Source organism: Streptomyces kunmingensis, assembly GCF_039533535.1.
GTDB classification, from domain to species: Bacteria; Actinomycetota; Actinomycetes; order Streptomycetales; family Streptomycetaceae; genus Streptomyces; species Streptomyces kunmingensis.
The window spans coordinates 98751-115530 of the sequence record NZ_BAAATS010000005.1; the positions used below are offsets into that span (position 1 = coordinate 98751).

The 16780-nt window shown below is 70.2% G+C and carries 19 protein-coding genes and 1 tRNA gene; 13 read left to right on the plus strand and 7 right to left on the minus strand.

What is annotated here, in order from left to right; genetic code table 11:
• Positions 1-96: 96 nt before the first annotated feature.
• Positions 97-1542 (plus strand): amino acid permease, encoded by a 1446-nt coding sequence (locus ABD366_RS05665; protein ID WP_324766971.1) that lies wholly within the window; start codon positions 97-99, stop codon positions 1540-1542.
• Positions 1543-1617: 75 nt separating this feature from the next.
• Here the strand turns inward: ABD366_RS05665 and ABD366_RS05670 are convergent, their stop codons facing one another.
• Positions 1618-2640 (minus strand): LacI family DNA-binding transcriptional regulator, encoded by a 1023-nt coding sequence (locus ABD366_RS05670; RefSeq protein ID WP_344441200.1) that lies wholly within the window; start codon positions 2638-2640, stop codon positions 1618-1620.
• A gap of 138 nt (positions 2641-2778) precedes the next feature.
• On the opposite strand from ABD366_RS05670, the gene ABD366_RS05675 reads away from it, so the two are divergent.
• From ABD366_RS05675 to ABD366_RS05705, 7 genes are all read left to right on the plus strand, one after another.
• A complete protein-coding gene (locus ABD366_RS05675) occupies positions 2779-3918 on the plus strand; it encodes a cupin domain-containing protein (RefSeq protein WP_324766968.1) in 1140 nt (379 codons plus the stop codon).
• 2 nt (positions 3919-3920) lie between these two features.
• Positions 3921-4706 (plus strand): alpha/beta fold hydrolase, encoded by a 786-nt coding sequence (locus ABD366_RS05680; protein WP_324766967.1) that lies wholly within the window; start codon positions 3921-3923, stop codon positions 4704-4706.
• 56 nt (positions 4707-4762) lie between these two features.
• The gene (hisD, locus tag ABD366_RS05685; RefSeq protein WP_324766966.1) at positions 4763-6073 is read left to right on the plus strand and encodes a histidinol dehydrogenase; all 1311 of its coding nucleotides are present in this window, start codon (positions 4763-4765) and stop codon (positions 6071-6073) included.
• A complete protein-coding gene (locus ABD366_RS05690) occupies positions 6070-6846 on the plus strand; it encodes an SDR family NAD(P)-dependent oxidoreductase (RefSeq protein ID WP_324766965.1) in 777 nt (258 codons plus the stop codon). Before hisD ends, ABD366_RS05690 begins: the two co-directional genes overlap by 4 nt.
• On the plus strand, positions 6843-7640 hold the full coding sequence (locus ABD366_RS05695; protein ID WP_324766964.1) for an HpcH/HpaI aldolase family protein: 798 nt from the start codon (positions 6843-6845) through the stop codon (positions 7638-7640). Before ABD366_RS05690 ends, ABD366_RS05695 begins: the two co-directional genes overlap by 4 nt.
• A gap of 91 nt (positions 7641-7731) precedes the next feature.
• The gene (locus ABD366_RS05700) at positions 7732-9078 is read left to right on the plus strand and encodes an MFS transporter (protein WP_324766963.1); all 1347 of its coding nucleotides are present in this window, start codon (positions 7732-7734) and stop codon (positions 9076-9078) included.
• 115 nt (positions 9079-9193) lie between these two features.
• A complete protein-coding gene (locus ABD366_RS05705) occupies positions 9194-10192 on the plus strand; it encodes a nuclear transport factor 2 family protein (RefSeq protein ID WP_324766962.1) in 999 nt (332 codons plus the stop codon).
• A 95-nt stretch (positions 10193-10287) separates the two neighbouring features.
• Here ABD366_RS05705 and ABD366_RS05710 read toward each other — a convergent pair whose 3' ends face one another.
• Positions 10288-10455: a hydrophobic protein gene (locus ABD366_RS05710; protein WP_324766961.1), complete on the minus strand. Its 168-nt coding sequence runs from the start codon at positions 10453-10455 to the stop codon at positions 10288-10290.
• A 244-nt stretch (positions 10456-10699) separates the two neighbouring features.
• On the opposite strand from ABD366_RS05710, the gene ABD366_RS05715 reads away from it, so the two are divergent.
• A complete protein-coding gene (locus ABD366_RS05715) occupies positions 10700-10873 on the plus strand; it encodes a CsbD family protein (RefSeq protein WP_324766959.1) in 174 nt (57 codons plus the stop codon).
• Positions 10874-10951: 78 nt separating this feature from the next.
• On the opposite strand, the gene ABD366_RS05720 is transcribed toward ABD366_RS05715, so the two are convergent.
• Complete coding sequence (locus tag ABD366_RS05720) at positions 10952-11290, minus strand: MerR family transcriptional regulator (protein WP_324766958.1); 339 nt, start codon at positions 11288-11290, stop codon at positions 10952-10954.
• A gap of 314 nt (positions 11291-11604) precedes the next feature.
• Between ABD366_RS05720 and ABD366_RS05725 the strand changes: the two genes are divergently transcribed.
• Positions 11605-11988, plus strand: coding sequence for a hypothetical protein (locus tag ABD366_RS05725; RefSeq protein WP_324766956.1), 384 nt, complete (start codon positions 11605-11607; stop codon positions 11986-11988).
• Between the two features lie 97 nt (positions 11989-12085).
• On the opposite strand, the gene ABD366_RS05730 is transcribed toward ABD366_RS05725, so the two are convergent.
• The 3 genes from ABD366_RS05730 to ABD366_RS05740 form a co-directional block, all read right to left on the minus strand.
• Positions 12086-12400: an SCO5918 family protein gene (locus ABD366_RS05730; RefSeq protein ID WP_324766955.1), complete on the minus strand. Its 315-nt coding sequence runs from the start codon at positions 12398-12400 to the stop codon at positions 12086-12088.
• A gap of 87 nt (positions 12401-12487) precedes the next feature.
• Positions 12488-13972, minus strand: coding sequence for a DEAD/DEAH box helicase (locus tag ABD366_RS05735; protein WP_344441206.1), 1485 nt, complete (start codon positions 13970-13972; stop codon positions 12488-12490).
• Between the two features lie 307 nt (positions 13973-14279).
• Positions 14280-14483: a cold-shock protein gene (locus tag ABD366_RS05740; protein WP_324767939.1), complete on the minus strand. Its 204-nt coding sequence runs from the start codon at positions 14481-14483 to the stop codon at positions 14280-14282.
• Between the two features lie 480 nt (positions 14484-14963).
• Here ABD366_RS05740 and ABD366_RS05745 point away from each other — a divergent pair, with 480 nt between their 5' ends.
• Complete coding sequence (locus ABD366_RS05745; protein WP_344441208.1) at positions 14964-15533, plus strand: hypothetical protein; 570 nt, start codon at positions 14964-14966, stop codon at positions 15531-15533.
• A 98-nt stretch (positions 15534-15631) separates the two neighbouring features.
• The gene (locus ABD366_RS05750) at positions 15632-15964 is read left to right on the plus strand and encodes a hypothetical protein (RefSeq protein ID WP_324767941.1); all 333 of its coding nucleotides are present in this window, start codon (positions 15632-15634) and stop codon (positions 15962-15964) included.
• Positions 15965-16062: 98 nt separating this feature from the next.
• Here the strand turns inward: ABD366_RS05750 and ABD366_RS05755 are convergent, their stop codons facing one another.
• The gene (locus ABD366_RS05755) at positions 16063-16344 is read right to left on the minus strand and encodes a hypothetical protein (protein WP_324767943.1); all 282 of its coding nucleotides are present in this window, start codon (positions 16342-16344) and stop codon (positions 16063-16065) included.
• Between the two features lie 355 nt (positions 16345-16699).
• Between ABD366_RS05755 and ABD366_RS05760 the strand changes: the two genes are divergently transcribed.
• Positions 16700-16773, plus strand: a tRNA-Met gene (locus tag ABD366_RS05760).
• Positions 16774-16780 lie beyond the last annotated feature (7 nt).

A 16780-nucleotide genomic window follows, 5' to 3' on the forward strand; every position in this document is an offset into this window, starting at 1 on the left:
GCCGGCGGGGAACCTCCCCGGCTCACGCCACCCGGACACCCCGCTCCCTCCCCCTCCAGGTTGCCCGCGTCCCCCCATCCATCCGAGGATCCCCGCATGCAGCACCACCCGTCCGAGCCCCCACCGGCCGCCCCCGCCGGCACCGCTCTCACCCAGGGCCTCAAGGGCCGTCAGATCACCATGATCTCCATCGGCGGCGTGATCGGCGCCGGCCTCTTCGTCGGCTCGTCCACCGCGGTGGCCACCGCCGGGCCCGCCGTCCTGATCTCGTTCCTGCTGGCCGCCGCCCTCGTGGTGCTCGTCATGCAGATGCTCGGCGAGATGGCCGTCGCCCAGCCCGACACGGGGTCCTTCTCCACATACGCGGACCGGGCGCTCGGCCGCTGGGCGGGCTTCTCCATCGGCTGGCTCTACTGGTGGTTCTACATCCTCGTCATCCCCATCGAGGCCATCGCGGCGGGCGAGGTCATCGCCTCCCTGACCTCGCTGCCCAGCTGGATCCCGGCGCTGGCGATGATCGTCCTGCTGGCGGGCAGCAACCTCCTCGCGGTGCGCAACTACGGGGAGTTCGAGTACTGGTTCGCCCTGCTGAAGGTCGTCGCGATCGTGGCGTTCCTGGTCCTCGGCGTCCTCGCCGTCCTCGGCCTGCTGCCGGGTTCGGACACCCACGGCGTGTCGCACCTGTGGAGCGACGGCGGCTTCCTCCCCAAGGGCGGAACGGCCGTCCTCGCCGGCCTGCTGACGGCGATGTTCAGCTTCCAGGGCAGCGAGATCGTCACCATCGCCGCCGCCGAGTCCGAGGAGCCGAAGAAGAACATCAAGAAGGCGGTCCGCGCGGTCGTCTGGCGGCTCGGACTCTTCTACATCGGCTCGATCCTCATCGTGGTCTGTCTCGTCCCGTGGAACTCCGCCGATCTGGCGGCGTCAGGCTCCTACCAGGCCGTCCTGGAGAGGATGAACATCCCGGGCGCGGGCCGGATCATGGACGTGGTGCTGGTCGTCGCCGTCAGCAGCTGCCTCAACTCCGCGGTCTACACCGCCTCCCGCATGGTGTTCTCCCTGGCCGGGCGCGGCGACGCGCCGGCCGCCTTCGCCCGTACCTCCCGGCACGGAGTGCCCCGCAACGCGGTCGTGGCCTCCACCGTCATCGGCATCGCCGCGGTGATCGCCAACTACCTGCTGCCCAGCGTCTTCTCGTACCTCATCGCCTCCAGCGGCGCGATCGCGCTCATGATGTACCTGGTCATCGCGCTCACCCAGTACGCGACCCGGCGCAAGGGGGGCCAACCGCGCGACGTGCGCATGTGGGGGTTCCCCTACCTCACGCTCGCCACGATCGCCTTCATCGCCGGGGTGCTGGTCCTCATGGCCGTCCTGCCGGGCCACCGGCTCGAACTGTGGCTCTCCCTCGGCCTCGCCGCGGTCCTGGTGACCGTGGGCGTCGTACGCCAGCGCAAGGACGCGGTCGGCAAGGACAGCGCCCGGGCAACCGACAGCGCGGCCGGTGAGCCGTCCCCACCGACGACGGCCTCCCGGCTGTAACGACAGGGACAGCGTCGACAGTCGTGACAGCGGCGAGTGAAGTGACAACAGCGACGGAAGTGACAGCAGCGACAGTCAGGAGACCCGCGCGTGCGTAGCCCTGGGCACGAACTCTGTGGGCAGCACCAGACGTTCGCCCGCGGAGTCGACCTCCCCGCCGATCCGCCGGACGAGCAGCCGGGCCGCCTGACGCGACAGTTCTCGCAGGTCATGCCCGACGGTGGTCAGCCGGAACACCTCCCAGGCGGCCATCGGAAGGTCGTCGAAGCCGATGACCGTGAGGTCCTCGGGCACCCTGATGCCCGCGGCGAGGGCGGCGTTCAGCACGCCGATGGCGACCACGTCATTGCCGCAGAACACCGCTGTCGGCGCCTCGGCGGCCCCCAGCAGCACGGGCAGGGCCCGGTATCCGGTCTCGTACTCGAAGGCGCCGCGCACCACCCGGTCCTCCGCGAGCCCGACCCCCGCCTCGGCCAGCGCAAGGCGGAAGCCCAGCTCGCGGTCGCGCCCGGTGGTGGTGTTGGCCGCGCCGAAGATGCCCGCGATCCGCCGGTGCCCCAGGTCGACGAGCCGGCGGGCGACGAGCCGTCCGCCGCCCTCGTTGTCGACGACCGAGGCGTAGTCGCCCGGCCCGCCGGTGTCGCGGTTGAGGAAGACGAAGGGCATGCCGCGCCGCTCGAGCTGGGCGGGCAGGCGGGAGTCCGTCGTCGCCGTCGCGAGGACGACCCCGTCCAGCGACTGGTCGAGGAGCCGCTCCTCGGCGACCGCCTCGTCGGACCGCTCCGTGATCAGCATCATCCGGTAGCCCAACGCGCGCAGTTCGTCGTGGAGCGGGGCGATCACATGCGGGTAGAACGGGTTGGTCAGGTCGGTCACGATGACCCCGACACGGCGCGTCGAGCGCGTCGACAGGGTGCGTCCCGCCTCGCTCGGCACGTAGTTCAGCGCCTGCGCGGCCCGTCTGACCTTCTCCCGGGTCGCTTGCGACACCCTGGGGTCGTCGCGCAGCGCCCGCGAGACCGTGGGCTGTGAGACGCCCGCCAGCCTGGCCACGTCGTGACTGGTGATCCCCATCGGCTCTCTCCTCGTCGCCACCACTGCACCACCCCGGCGCGCATCCAAATCAGTATACGTATGTCGGATCCGGCCCAACCCCTTGACACAGCCTCACCTCAACACCTGTCATGGGAATGCATACGTATTCCAGATGCATCCCGGAACAAGGAGCGGCCAGTCATGCCCGATGTCGTCGTCACCACCAGCGAACTCGCGGAGCGCACGGTGCGCCGCAGCGACTTCGTCTCCTGCAACCAGGCCTTCATCGACTGCCGCACCCCCGGCTCGGACCGGAAGGAGAACTACGCGATGATCGGCCCCGGCGTCTCCCAGGCCGCCGGTCAGCACGTCAACCTCCGGCTGCCGCACGGCTACAACATCGGCGCCGCCGCCATGCCGCACGGCATCACCAACAACCTGCACCTGCACTACACGGCCGAGGTGTTCATCTGCACCGAGGGCGAGTACCTGCTGCGCTGGGGCGCCGACGGCACCGAGGGCGAACTCCTGCTCAAGGCCGGTGACATCGCGTCCATCCCCACCTGGATCTTCCGCGGCTTCACCAACACCGGGCCGGACAACGGCTGGCTGTTCACCGTGCTCGGCATGGACCACACCGGAGGCATCATCTGGGGCCCCACGGTGCTGCGTGAGGCGGAAGGCCACGGCCTCTACCTCAGCGCGGACAACAAGCTGATCGACACGGTCGCCGGCGACACCCTCCCCCCGGAGACCGAGCGCGTCAGCCCCATGACCCAGGAGCAGATCGACCGGCTGCGCCACTACACCCCCGACGAGATGAAGCGCCGTATCGCCGCCGCGGACGAGCTGGTCTGGTCGGAGCACCCCTTCCTCGACAGCACGCTGCCCGGCGGCGGTGTCCGGCTGAGCTGCGTCATCGGGTACGGCATGACCGAGGACCCGCACCAGGAGCCGCGGATCTTCAACCCGCACGGGCACAACGCCGCCTGGCTGCGCGCCGACCCGGGCCAGGGCGTCTCCTACCACCGTCAGCACGAGACCCAGACGCTGATCGTGAAGGACGGCGAGTGGGAGGTCACCCTCAACCGCACCGACCCGGTCTCGGTCCGCCTCGGCCCCCGCGACATGCTCTCCGTCCCGCAGGACGCCTGGCGGACCCTGCGCAACGTCGGCTCCACCCAGGGAGACCTGCTGGCGGTCAACTCCGGTGACGGCCGGGTCCGTCTGGAGTGGGACGAGGAGGTCTACAAGAGCGCCGCCGACGCGGGTCTGGGCGTCGACCACAACGGCTACGTCGCCCCGTACGCGCTCCTGCCCCGCTCCGCGCGGCGCTGGTGACCGTGGGGCGCCGGGGCGGCCCGGCCGGCGCGCTGCCCGTGGTCGTGGTCCCCGGCATGCTCTGCGACGCGAGCCTCTGGTCCGACGTGGAGTTCCCCGACGGCCGCGAGGTGCGGCACGTACCGCTGACGCGAGCGGACATCGGGGAGCTGGCAAAGGACGTGCTGTCCTCGGTGCCGGGCCCGTTCGTCCTGGTGGGGCTGAGTCTGGGAGCCATCGTCGGCTTCGAGGCGCTGCGCCGGGCGCCGGAGCGGATCGCGGGCCTGTGCCTGATGTCGGCCAACGCGGGCGCGCCGCGCCCCGAGCAGTACGCGGCCTGGCGCGCGATGGACGAGCTGATCCGTGCCGGGCGGTTCGCGGACGTCGTCGAGCAGACCCTGCCCGACATGTTCCCCGACCGCCGCCCCTCCCCCACCGGGGCGCAGCGCTACCGCCACATGGCACAGGCCGTCGGCCCCGACGCCGCCCGCGCCCAGCTCGCCGCCCAGGCGACCCGTACCGACGCGGCCGACGCGCTGCGGACCGCCCGTTGCCCCACCGTCGTCCTGAGCGGGACCCGGGACACCCTGTGCCCGCCCGCCTTCCACCGCACGATCGCGGACGCCGTACCCGGCGCCGATCTGCGGGAACTGTCCGATGCCGGCCATCTGCTGCCCTGGCAGCGCCCCGACGCCGTCACCGCCGCCCTGCGCGCCGTCCTCACCGCCGCCGACCGCGGCGATCCGGCTTCGGCTTCGGCTCCGGCTCCGGCTCCGGCTCCGGCTCCGGCTCCGGCCACCACAGCCTGAACCAGCCGGCCCCCCGTCCCATTTGCACACCCCTCCCCCCAGTGAAGAGAGCCGTCATGCCTCGATTCCTCAAATCCCCCGTGCCCGCCGCCCAGGTGAGCGCCGCCCGCGCCGACGTCGCCGAGCGCGTCCACGCCATCCTCGACGACATCCGCGAGCGCGGCGACGACGCGGTCCGCCAGTACTCCGAGAAGTTCGACGGCTGGAGCCCGGACTCCTTCCGCCTGTCGCCGGACGCGATCGAGCGGATCATCTCGGACGTCCCGGGGACGGTCCTGGACGACATCCGCTTCGTGCAGAAGCAGGTACGCACCTTCGCGCAGGCCCAGCGCGACTCGATGCGCGACGTGGAGATCGAGACGCTGCCCGGCGTCCACCTCGGCCACCGCCACGTGCCCGTGGCCGGCGCCGGCGCGTACGTCCCCGGCGGCCGCTACCCGCTGACCGCTTCCGCGCACATGACGATCGTGACCGCCAAGGTGGCGGGCGTCCCCCGGGTCGCCGCCTGCACCCCGCCGATCCGGGGCGAGATCCCCGCCGCCACCGTCGCGGCGATGCACCTGGCCGGCGCCGACGAGATCTACCTGCTCGGCGGCGTCCAGGCCGTCGCGGCACTGGCCCTCGGGACGGAGACGATCGGGCGGGTCCCGATGATCGCCGGGCCCGGCAACGCGTATGTCGCGGAGGCCAAGCGCCAACTGTTCGGCGAGGTCGGCATCGACCTGTTCGCCGGGCCGACCGAGATCCTGGTGATCGCCGACGAGCACGCCGACCCGTTCGTCGTCGCCGTCGACCTGCTCTCCCAGGCGGAGCACGGCCCGGACTCCCCCGCCGTCCTTGTGACCACCTCCGAGGCGCTGGGCCGGGAGGTCGCCGAGCACATCGAGCGGCTGCTGCCCGGCATGCCGACCAAGGACTTCGCCGGACCCGCCTGGCGCGACCACGGCGAGATCGTCGTGGCCGACACCCTCGACGAGGCCTTCGAGATCGCCGACTCCTACGCCAGCGAACACGTCGAGGTCCTCACCGAGAACCCGCGCCAGGCGCTGGACAAGATGCACGACTACGGCGCGCTCTTCCTCGGCGAGGGCACCTGTGTCTCCTACGGCGACAAGGTCATCGGCACCAACCACGTGCTCCCCACCCGGGGCGCCGCGCGCTACACGGGCGGCCTGTGGGTCGGCAAGTACCTCAAGACGGTCACGTACCAGGAGGTCACCGACACCTCCTCCTCGGCGCTGCTCGGCGAGGTGTGCGGCCGGGCCGCGCGCGTCGAGCTGTTCGAAGGCCACGCCCGCTCCGGTGACGTACGGGCGGCCAAGTACGGCAAGGGCACCCTGCCGTGGAACGACGAGGCCCGCGCATGAGCGGCGGCTCCGCGGCGCCGCTGACCGGCCGGACCGCGCTGGTCAGCGGCGGAGGCAGCGGCCTCGGCGCCGCCATCACGCGGTCCCTGCTGACCGACGGCGCCCGCGTGGTGATCACGGGCCGCAACGAGACGGCCCTCAAGGAGACCGCCTCCCGTCTCGGCCCCGGCGTCACCCACCGGGTCTGCGACGTCTCCCGGCCCGACGACGTCCAGGAACTCGCGCGGAGTCTCGCGGACGAGGAGATCTCGATCCTCGTCAACAACGCGGGGATCGCCGGTCCCGTGGCTCCGCTGACCGAGATCGCGCCCGAGGAATGGGACGAGGTCTTCGACGTGAACGTGCGCGGTGTCTTCCTGATGTGCCGGGCCTTCCTGCCCGCGATGACGCAGCGCGGCGCCGGTGACGTCATCAACATCGCCTCGGTGTCCGGCAAGCGGCCTCTGCTTCGGCGTACGCCCTACTGCGCGTCGAAGATGGCGGTCATCGGCCTCACGACGACACTGGCGGGCGAGGTCGGGCCGCAGGGGGTGACGGTCAACTCCCTCTCCCCGGGGCCCGTTTCGGGTCCGCGCATGGAGCGCAACTTCCGGCTCGAGGCACAGCGCACCGGCAGCAGCTACGAACAGGCCGAGGATGCCTTCGTCTCCCGCTCCGCCCTCGGCCGCATGGTCACCGAGGACGAGGTGGGCGACGCGGTGACCGCGATGCTGCGGATGCGCGGCCTGTGCGGCGCCGATATCGACCTGTCGGCGGGGATGGTGGCACGGTGACGGCGCGCAGCGCGGAGCAGCCGCGCCGCAGCCTCAAACAGCGCCTGGCCGCGGGCGAGCGCCTGCGAGGGGCCCTGTTCCGGCTGCCCTCCGAGACGCTCGTGGAGATGGCGGGCGTCGCGGGCCTCGACTATGTGGTGATCGACTGCGAGCACGGGCCGGCCGACACCGCCCTGCTCCAGCACCATCTGACGGCCGCGGCGGCCCAGGGGATCGACGTCCTGGTCCGCGTGGGCACGTCCGAGCCGTCGCTGGCGCTGCGCTGCCTCGATCTGGGGGCCGTCGGTCTGATTCATCCGCACGTCGACAGCGCCGACGACGCCCGGCGTGCGGTGGCCGCGAGTCACTACCCGCCCCTCGGTGAGCGGGGGTTCGCCACGTACAGCAGGGCGGGCCGGTTCGGCACGGTCTCCGCCGCCGACCATGTGGCCGCCTCCCAGGACACCCTGGTCGTGGCGATGATCGAGACGGAGCGGGCCTGTGCGGCCGCGGACGCGATCGCCGGCACGCCGGGGGTGGACGCCGTCCTGGTCGGCCCGGCCGACCTCGCGGCGGACTGTGGTTTCCCCGGCCGGGAGACCATCGATCCCCTGATCGTCGGCGCGCACCGGGCCGCTCGTGCGCAGGGCCGCGCGGTCATGACCATCGTGCCCGGCCAGGACGGAGCCCGGGCCGCCGAACAGGCGGGCGACCAGCTGATTCTCTTCAACATGGCGCACGTCCTGATGGACACCTTGCGGGCTCTCGCGGAGCCCGCGGCCACGGAGGCCACATGCCCCCCGGCAACCTCTTGACGCCCCCCAGCGGGCTCCTTAGTGTTCACCACGAGTTCATACGTATGCACACCTCTCTCCCGCTCCCTCTCCCCGCGCGATCGGAGAAGCCATGTCCGCCGCAGCGCCTCCCAGTACAGCCACCGCCCCGTCCGCTGTCGATCCTGTCAAGCGGAAGGCGATTCGCCGGGCCATCGGCGCGGGCAGCATCGGTAACTTCGTAGAGCAGTTCGACTACGGCCTCTACGGCTACATGGCCCCGATCATGGCGCCCGCGTTCTTCCCCGAGAGCGACAGGACCATGGCCGTCCTCGGCACCTACGCGATCATCGCGGTGGCGTGTCTGTTCCGGCCGCTGGGCGGAACGCTCGTCGGCCGGTGGGGAGACCGGGCCGGCCGCAAGAAGACGCTGCTGTGGACGATCGTGTTCATGGGTGTGGCTACCGCCCTGATCGGCGCCCTGCCCACGTACCACCAGGTCGGCATCCTCGCGCCGATCCTGCTCCTCGTGCTGCGCGTCGTGCAGGGCACGGTCTCCGGCGGCGAATACGTCGGGGCCGTGGCCTTCATCGTCGAGTGGGCCGAGCCCAACCGGCGGGCGTACTACACCTCCTACGCCTCGAACAGCTGCTTCGTCGGTACGCTCGCCGGCGCCGGTACGGCCGCGCTGACCAGCTGGGTCTTCACCGGAGACGCACTGGACTCCTACGGCTGGCGCATCCCGTTCCTGCTGGCGATCCCCCTCAGCCTGGTCGGGATCTGGCTGCGCCGGCACATCGCGGAGACCCCGGAGTTCGTCCGCGCCACCGCCGACGGGACGCAGGTCGTCAAGGCGCCGGTGCGCGAAGCGCTGCGCACCCAGCTCCGTCCCATCCTGGTCTACTGCGGCATCTCGATCATGTGCGCGATCCTCTCCTACACCTGGGTCACGTTCTATCCGCAGTACCTGACGGACACGCTCGGCCTGCCCCGCTGGATGGGCCTCGCCTCGAACGCCATCTCGATCGCGGTCCTCATCCCGCTGCTCCCCCTGGCCGGCATGCTGTCGGACCGGATCGGGCGCAGGCCGATGCTGATCATGGGCGCTGTGTCCTGTATCGTCCTGGTTCCGCTCGCCTTCTGGGTCGGCGAGGGCGCCACCTTCGGCGCCGCGATCGCCAGCCAACTCATCTATCTGGTACCGGAGTTCTTCCTGACCGGCATCATCACCGTCTGCGCCGCGGAGCTCTTCGCGACCCGCACCCGGTTCAGCGCGAGCGCCATCGCGTACAACAGCTCCTTCTCCATCTTCATGGGCATCACGCCATTCGTGGCGACGCTGCTGGTCGGCACCTTCGACACGATCTACGCCGTGTGGGTCTATCTGGCGGCGGCCGCGGTCCTCGCGCTCGTCACGGTGACCAGCTTCATGACGGAGACGTACCGGAGCCAGCTGGGCGCCGACAAGTTCGCCCGGTAAGAAGGACCGCAGACACGGCACGGGAGACTGTGGACGCCCCCGCACCCACACTCTCGCCGCTCTCACTTCTACATACGCATTCATCTACCGAGAAACTTCTACGAACGGAGCCACCATGCCCCTCGACCCCGCCGCCTACCTCCCCTACAAGGACCCGGACGACTTCATCCGCGAGGTCACCGACCGCATCTGGGTCGACCGGGACATCGCCTACATCGTCGACAACTACGAGCCCGACTCGATCGTCCACACCAGCCTCGGCACCGTCGTCGGCCGCGACGGGGTGATCGAGGGCACCACGATGCGCATCGGCAGCACACCGGGGCACATCGGCCAGGCCGAGGACGTGGTGTGGGAGGCCCGTGGGGACGACGCGTTCCTCAGCTCGCACCTGGTCTTCTCCGCCGACGAACACCTCGTCGACGGCCGCAACGTCCGGGTCCGCAAGCGCACCGTGGCCAACTGCCTCTACCGCAGGGGCCGCATGGTCGAGGAGTGGGTGGTCCGTGACGAACTCGCGGACTGTCTGCAGCTCGGCATCGACCCCGCCGAGGCGGCCCGCGCGCTGCGCTTCCAGGGCTACACCGGCTCGATGACCGAGGAGCCGCCGAAGGACGTGCTCCTGTCCGGCGTCAGCGGCCCGCGCCCGGACGAGTTCCGTCCCGAGTGCGAGATGGTGCTGGAGTTCATCGAGGAGGTGTGGTCCCAGCGCCGCCTGAACAAGATCAACGACTTCATGGTGCGCGATCTCTTCCTGCACACCGTCGGCGACCGCACCGTCATCCGGCCGGAGCGCTACCAGAGCGACCTGCTGTCCCTGGTCGGCGCCTTCCCCGACGCCAAGTTCGCCGTGCGGGACGTGCAGACCCACTACTCGGAGCGGCACGCGGGCCTGCGTGTGGCCGTCCTGTGGACCATGCACGGCAGCTACCGGGGCACAGCGGCCTTCGGCCCGCTCACCGGACAGCCCGTCACCATGCTCGGCGTCTCCCAGTTCCTGGTCCAGGAGGGCCGCATCGTCAAGGAGTTCCGCGTCTACGACGAGATCTCTCTGCGCGCGCAGATCAACGCGGCCCGGGGCGACGGCCCCGACGTGGAGGTCAACATCTACTGAGCACCGCCCGCCGAGTCGAGCGAGACGGTACGAGAAATGAGGGGTGGCCCCACCCCTCATTTCTGTTCGCGTACGCCCAGGTCAGGCGGCGCGCCTCACCATCGGTACCAGCGGCCCTTACGACCGCTCGCAGCCGGCCGGATGACGAAGCCGAGCAGCCACACCACCAGCACGATGATCGCGATCCACCACAGGGCCTTCAGTGCGAAACCCGCGCCGAAGAGGATCAGAGCCAGAAGAAGAACCAGAAGCAGGGGAACCATTGTTATCAACCTCCTGGCCATCGTTTGCTCTTAACTCTCACCTACAAACACACAAAAGACGCGTTTCTTTCACTGGTTGCAGGGAAAACCTTCGCACCCTGGAGTGCCCCCTTCCGCTAGGGCCATGCACGTGCGCCCGCACGGCACGGTGGCGTGATCCGGCGGGGTGCGATGTTTACGAGGCGGCTGAGCGGCCAGGCGGATCCCAGCACAAGATGTCGATGCCAAGGGAGCGTGAGCGGACATGACCGCCGACGAGAAGGCCAAGGCGAAGATGGAACAGGCTTCGGGTGCAGCCAAGAAGACCGCCGGGCGCGCCGTGGGCAACGAACGCCTCACCGCCGAGGGCCGCGCCGAGCAGATGAAGGGCGACGCGCGCCAGGCCAAGGAGAAGACCAAGGACATCGGCAAGCACTAGTCATGTAGTGCCTGTTGCCACTGAGGGCGGCCCCCACGGACCGGGGGCCGCCCTCGTGCGTCTGCGCGTCTGCTGCCGTCAGTCGGTTCCGCCGGACGGCCCGGACGCAGAGCGGCGGTACTTCTCGTTGAGCTGCTGGGCCTCTTCGAGCTGGTCCTCGAGGATCACGATGCGGCAGGCCGCCTCGATCGGTGTCCCCTGGTCGACGAGCTCGCGGGCCCGAGCCGCGATGCGCAACTGGTAACGGGAGTAGCGGCGGTGGCCACCCTCCGAACGGAGGGGCGTGATCAGGCGGGCCTCGCCGATCGCTCTCAGGAAACCAGGGGTCGCGCCGAGCATCTCTGCCGCCCGCCCCATCGTGTAAGCGGGGTAATCGTCATCGTCCAGCCGGCCGCTGAGCGGAGTATCTGCTGTCATTCCACCTCGATAGGTAACGCGCGTCGAGGGGCCCTGGTGCCGTAAGCACCAGGGCCCCGAGGGAAATTCAACACCATCCGGCGACCTTGTCACGTCGGAGCCCAACGCGACCGTTTCTCTCAGACCATGTCTACGTGAGAAACACTAGCGACCCAGCTGGGCAATGTCTACTTCGGCCAGCGTAGATTTTGGACAGCTCGGAGCCGAGTTTTGGCCGTACTGCTGCCGTCCGACCCCTTGGCACCCGCGCCGACTCGTCCCCGTACGGCCCTCGGGACCGCTGTCGGCGCAGAAGTTGAATAGAATCTGCGGCCATGTCGAAGCCTGACGAACTGCTCACCGTGCTCGCCGCCACAGTCGAGTCCGAACAGAGCACACAGATGTCCCTCACCGTGGTCACCGGCGGTGCTGTCATCACCGGTCGGCTGGCGCCCGAGGCGATCTGGCGACAGCGCGTGTCCGAGGTCCTGAAGGACTCGGACCAGCTAGGACCGTTCTCGGTCGCCTTCACCGCACTGGAGGCCCCGGAGACGCCCACGCCGCACGCGGCGGACGGGACCCCCACCCATCTGCACTTCCATGTCGCACGCATCCTCCAGGGCACCATGGGGATCCCGGAAACGGGCGGCATGTACCGGGTGGCGATCTCGGACGTCAACGCATGGACCATCGGCGACTTCAGCTACTCCGATCACTGAGCCGCCCATAGCGAGAGGGCCCGACCGGTGCGTTCCGGTCGGGCCCTCACGGCTGTTCTGTCCGGCTGCGGTCAGCGACCGCCCATGTCGTCGCCGTTCAGGCCGGCAGGGCGGATCCCAGCAGGGCGGAGGCCCGCTGGTACGGAGTGACGTCGGCCGGGGGCTCCGCCACGGGGACCGGGACGACGCGGCAGGTGAACCCGAGCCGGGTCATGGCGCGCAGCACCTCACCCGCGCTGAAATCGCGCCGGTCCTGACCCGTGACCAGCTGGCCGACCTGCTTGGCGGGGTAGTGCCGCCGCCCGATGATCACGGACTCACCGGTGACCGGCTCGGGCCTGACGCCCTTCATCGTCTCCAGGACTCCGGCCTTGGTCAGGTCGAACGGGAAGCGAGCGATGACACAGCGCATGAGACCTCATGGGGAGAGTGGGAACGGGACCGGCGGTGGCATCACGCACAGGAGCGGCCCGGGTGTCCGCTCCTGCGTCGCGTGGTGTTACGCGGCGTCCGCGGCGGGCCGGCGCCCGGGCGCACGGCGCGCCGCCGGAGCGGGGCGGCGACGGCCGCGTGAGCCGCTGCGCTTGGGCCGCTCGGCCGCGGGCTGGGTGATGACGACCGGGACACCCGAGGGCGCCTGCGCGCCGGTGATGCGGTTCAGTTCCTGCTCGCCGGAGTGGACCTGCGTGACCTGCGGGCGGATGCCCGCGTCCGACATCAGGCGGGTCATGCTGCGGCGCTGGTTGGGGGTGACCAGCGTGACGACGCTCCCCGACTCACCGGCACGCGCGGTACGCCCGCCGCGGTGCAGGTAGTCCTTGGGATCGGTCGGCGGGTCCACGTTGACCACGAGATCGAGATTGTCGACATGGATGCCGCGGGCGGCGACGTTCGTGGCGACGAGCACGGTGACGTGCCCGGTCTTGAACTGCGCCAGGGTGCGGGTGCGCTGGGGCTGCGACTTTCCGCCGTGCAGCGCGGCGGCCCGTACGCCGCTGTTGAGCAGGTCCTGGGTCAGCCGGTCGACGGCGTGCTTGGTGTCCAGGAACATGATCACGCGGCCGTCGCGGGCGGCGATCTCGGTGGTGGCCGCGTGCTTGTCGGCGGCCTGGACGTGCAGGACGTGGTGCTCCATCGTCGAGACCGCGCCGGCCGAGGGGTCGACGGAGTGGACGACGGGGTCGCTCAGGTAGCGGCGCACCAGCAGGTCGACATTGCGGTCCAGGGTCGCGGAGAAGAGCATCCGCTGACCTTCGGGGCGCACCTGCTCGAGGAGCGCGGTGACCTGCGGCATGAAGCCCATGTCGGCCATCTGGTCGGCTTCGTCCAGCACGGTGATGCCCACCTGGTCCAGCCGGCAGTCACCGCGGTCGATGAGGTCCTTGAGCCGGCCCGGGGTCGCGACGACGACCTCGGCCCCGCCGCGCAGCACCGACACCTGCCTGCCGATCGACATGCCGCCCACGACCGTGGCCAGACGGACCCGGACGGAACGGGCGTACGGGGTGAGCGCGTCGGTCACCTGCTGCGCCAGTTCGCGGGTGGGGACGAGGATCAGCCCCAGCGGCCGGCGGGGCTCGGCCCGCTGCCCGGCGGTCCGGGCCAGCAGAGCGAGGCCGAAGGCGAGGGTCTTGCCGGAGCCGGTGCGCCCGCGGCCGAGGACGTCACGGCCCGCGAGCGAGTTCGGCAGCGTCGCCCCCTGGATCGGGAAGGGCACGCTGACACCCTGCTTGCCGAGTTCGGCGAGCAGCGGGGCGGCCAGGTCGAGCGCGGCGAACTCCTCCACGGCGGGCAGCGCCGGGGTGATGGTCTTGGGGAGGGCGAATTCTCCCTGCGGGGCGGGCCGGCGCTGGTAACCGCCGGAACGGTTCGGCCGGTCGGAACGGCGCTGGGCGGGAGCCCCGAAGCGGTTGCCTCCCCTTTCACTTCCGCCGCCGCCATTACGGCTGCGGGGAAAACGGTCGTTCGTGCGTGTGCGGTTCATGCGGAACCTTCCTCAATGCGGCGCACATCATGGAATTTCTCCGGCATTGAGCGGCACGGAGAAGCACAGGACATGGACCGAATGGAACGCGAAAGCGGGACTGGCCGAAAGCTGAATCGCTGCGGCTCAGCCGCCTGATGGAGGGCGCGCGATACGGGCGCCCGGAGCCGGGACGAGGACGCGGCGAGACCGCCGCTGAAACCTGTCGGCTCGGCCCTCCGCAGGTGGAAACACTGCGGGGGAAGTGCATGCAGCTGGGGCCCGCACCCCGAAGGATGCGGGCCCCAGCTGCACGTGCGCGTAAGCGTCAGGCCTGAACGATGTTCTCGGCCGTCGGGCCCTTCTGGCCCTGCGCGATGTCGAAGGAGACCTTCTGACCCTCGAGCAGCTCACGGAAGCCCTGGGCAGAGATGTTCGAGTAGTGGGCGAACACGTCGGCGCCGCCACCGTCCTGCTCGATGAAGCCGAAACCCTTTTCGGCGTTGAACCACTTCACGGTGCCAGTAGCCATGTCATTTCTCCTTTGGGGCAGTACATCGGAACCCGCACTGTGCGGATACCGTGTCGCCGCGATGATTACCCCGCCCGGAAATGACCGGAAATACAAGAGTGCTCCTGGCGGCCAGGCCGACCAGGGGCACCTGAAGTTCGGGAACCACAACTGCAACTGAGATCGACAGTAGCACGCCGCAAGGGTGGTCACAGGGTGGTAAATCTCGCCCTGTTCGAGGCGACATAAATCCTCATCGCAGGCCCCTTCAAACCCTCATCCCGCGGTCGCAGATATTGATCGACTCGGGGCGCAGCATTGTCCTCGGGCGCGTACCGGGTTCGTCCGTCCGGGGCCGTGCACGAGCGGCTGACCGGGGGTCGGACGGCTGCCCTGTTATCAGGCGAGCGCTGAGTGGCATAAGGCCCATAAGAAGATCATTCGTCTTTCCTCTTGTTACGGGAGTGCTGTGTGATGCATATCCGCAGACAACTGCTGTTCGTGGCAGTCACGCCAGTGGCCCTCGGCCTGGCCGCCTCGACCGCCTGCGCCGACCCCCGGCCGCCCGCCGCCCCCGCGGCCTCGCACAGCAAGGTCGCGTTCGCCACGCGTACGGCGTCCGTCGTCACCGAACTGAGCGCGCAGGAGGTCTCCCTCGACGACCGCGCGACGCTTCAGGTGAAGGGGCGGCTCGTGGAGGGAGACACCCTGCTGTTCCCCCTGTCGCAGCAGGCGGTGTCCGTGCAGATCAGCGGCGAGGACAGCACCCTGCCGCAGAGGTGCAACACCACGACCACCCGCGAGGGCCGCTTCAGCTGCACGTTCAACGTCGCGGCGCACGACACGACCTCGGCGACCGTCACCTTCCGGGGCAACGCCCTGTTCGCTCCGGGAACGGCGACCACGCGCATCTCGGACCCCCACCATCACGCCACGTCCTCGGCCGCGGTCCCGCCGGCCGCCAAGACTCCCCCGGCCCCGGTCCCGGGCACGTCCGTGCCGGCGGTGGCGGTACCCGGCTCGACGACGCTTCCCTCGTCGTCGCGGTCCGCCGCCGGGCACACGCACTAGCCCGACCGCAGCCAGGGGATGACACCTACGGGTGGCGACGCTCCTTGTGTTCCGGTGCGTCGCCCCCTGGCACGGACGCCGGCGGGCAGGGTCATGGCATGCCGAATCTGCCTCTGAGGCGCCACACGCTCCGTCCGACCGTCCTGACTCTCGCCCTGGCCGCGGGGTTGTGCCTGGCTTCGCCGGGAGTCGCCGCCGCCTCGGAGAGCCCCACCGCAACCGAGGAGCCGGCCCCCGCGGCGTCGGCCCCGGTCTCCCCGGGCGGCCCGGAATGGGGCCAGGAGAAAGTCGACTTCAGCGGTGGCCGCATCGTCTACACCAACACCGCCTCCGGCTTCGACGACGCCGGCGTCGCGTACTTCGAGCGGACCATCGTGACGGTAGGTGGACCCGGCGGCCCCACCTACTCCGTCACCCGCTCCCACTCCTGACCCACCGGGGCGTCCGCACAGCCGTGTGCCCCGAAGCCGTTGGCTTCGGGGCACACGGGGCGGCCCGGCTCAGCGGCCGGGCCGCACAGCGGACCGCGTCAGGAGTGCGAGCCCGTGGCGCTGCCGTAGGCGCCCGTGGGGCCGGCCTTCTTGGTGGCCGTCACGAAGTAGGCCTTGCCGTCCGGGGTGAAGCCGCTGTACGTGACAGTCGTCCGGCCGCCGTTGGCGTTCGCCCAGTTCTGCGCCTTCCCGTAAGCCGGGCCCGTGTAGCCGTGACCGTCGTGGTCCGGGCCGTCGTGGGCCGACGCAAGGCCGGCGCTGCCGATGACGAGCGGGGTGACGAGGGCACCGACAGCGACGTACTTGGCAATCTTGCGCATCTGATGCGGTCCTTTCAGGTTCGACGGCCACAGGGAAGCCCCCGGCACCGTTGCCAGGGCTCGGCGGAACGGGCCACCTTCCGCCGTGATCGACCTTGCCGCGTCCGACCACCCTCCGCATCCGCTGACCTCACGCTGTGTAGTGAAGGTCCGGCGTGATCGGCCTCCGGTACCCCGTTGAGCAGCGCGGAGACACGCGCGGGCGGTTCCGGTGCGATCATCGGATTTCCCTCGTTCAGCGGCAGAGGACACCTACGGAGGCACCGTGGCATTCGCTCCGCGCGGCCGCGTCCGGCGGCACGGCGCCGGCCCGGGGTCGGGCGGCCTCCGTGTCCGTGTAGAGTGGTCTTACCGACGCGGGGTGGAGCAGCTCGGTAGCTCGCTGGGCTCATAACCCAGAGGTCGCAGGTTCAAATCCTGTCCCCGCTACGAAACG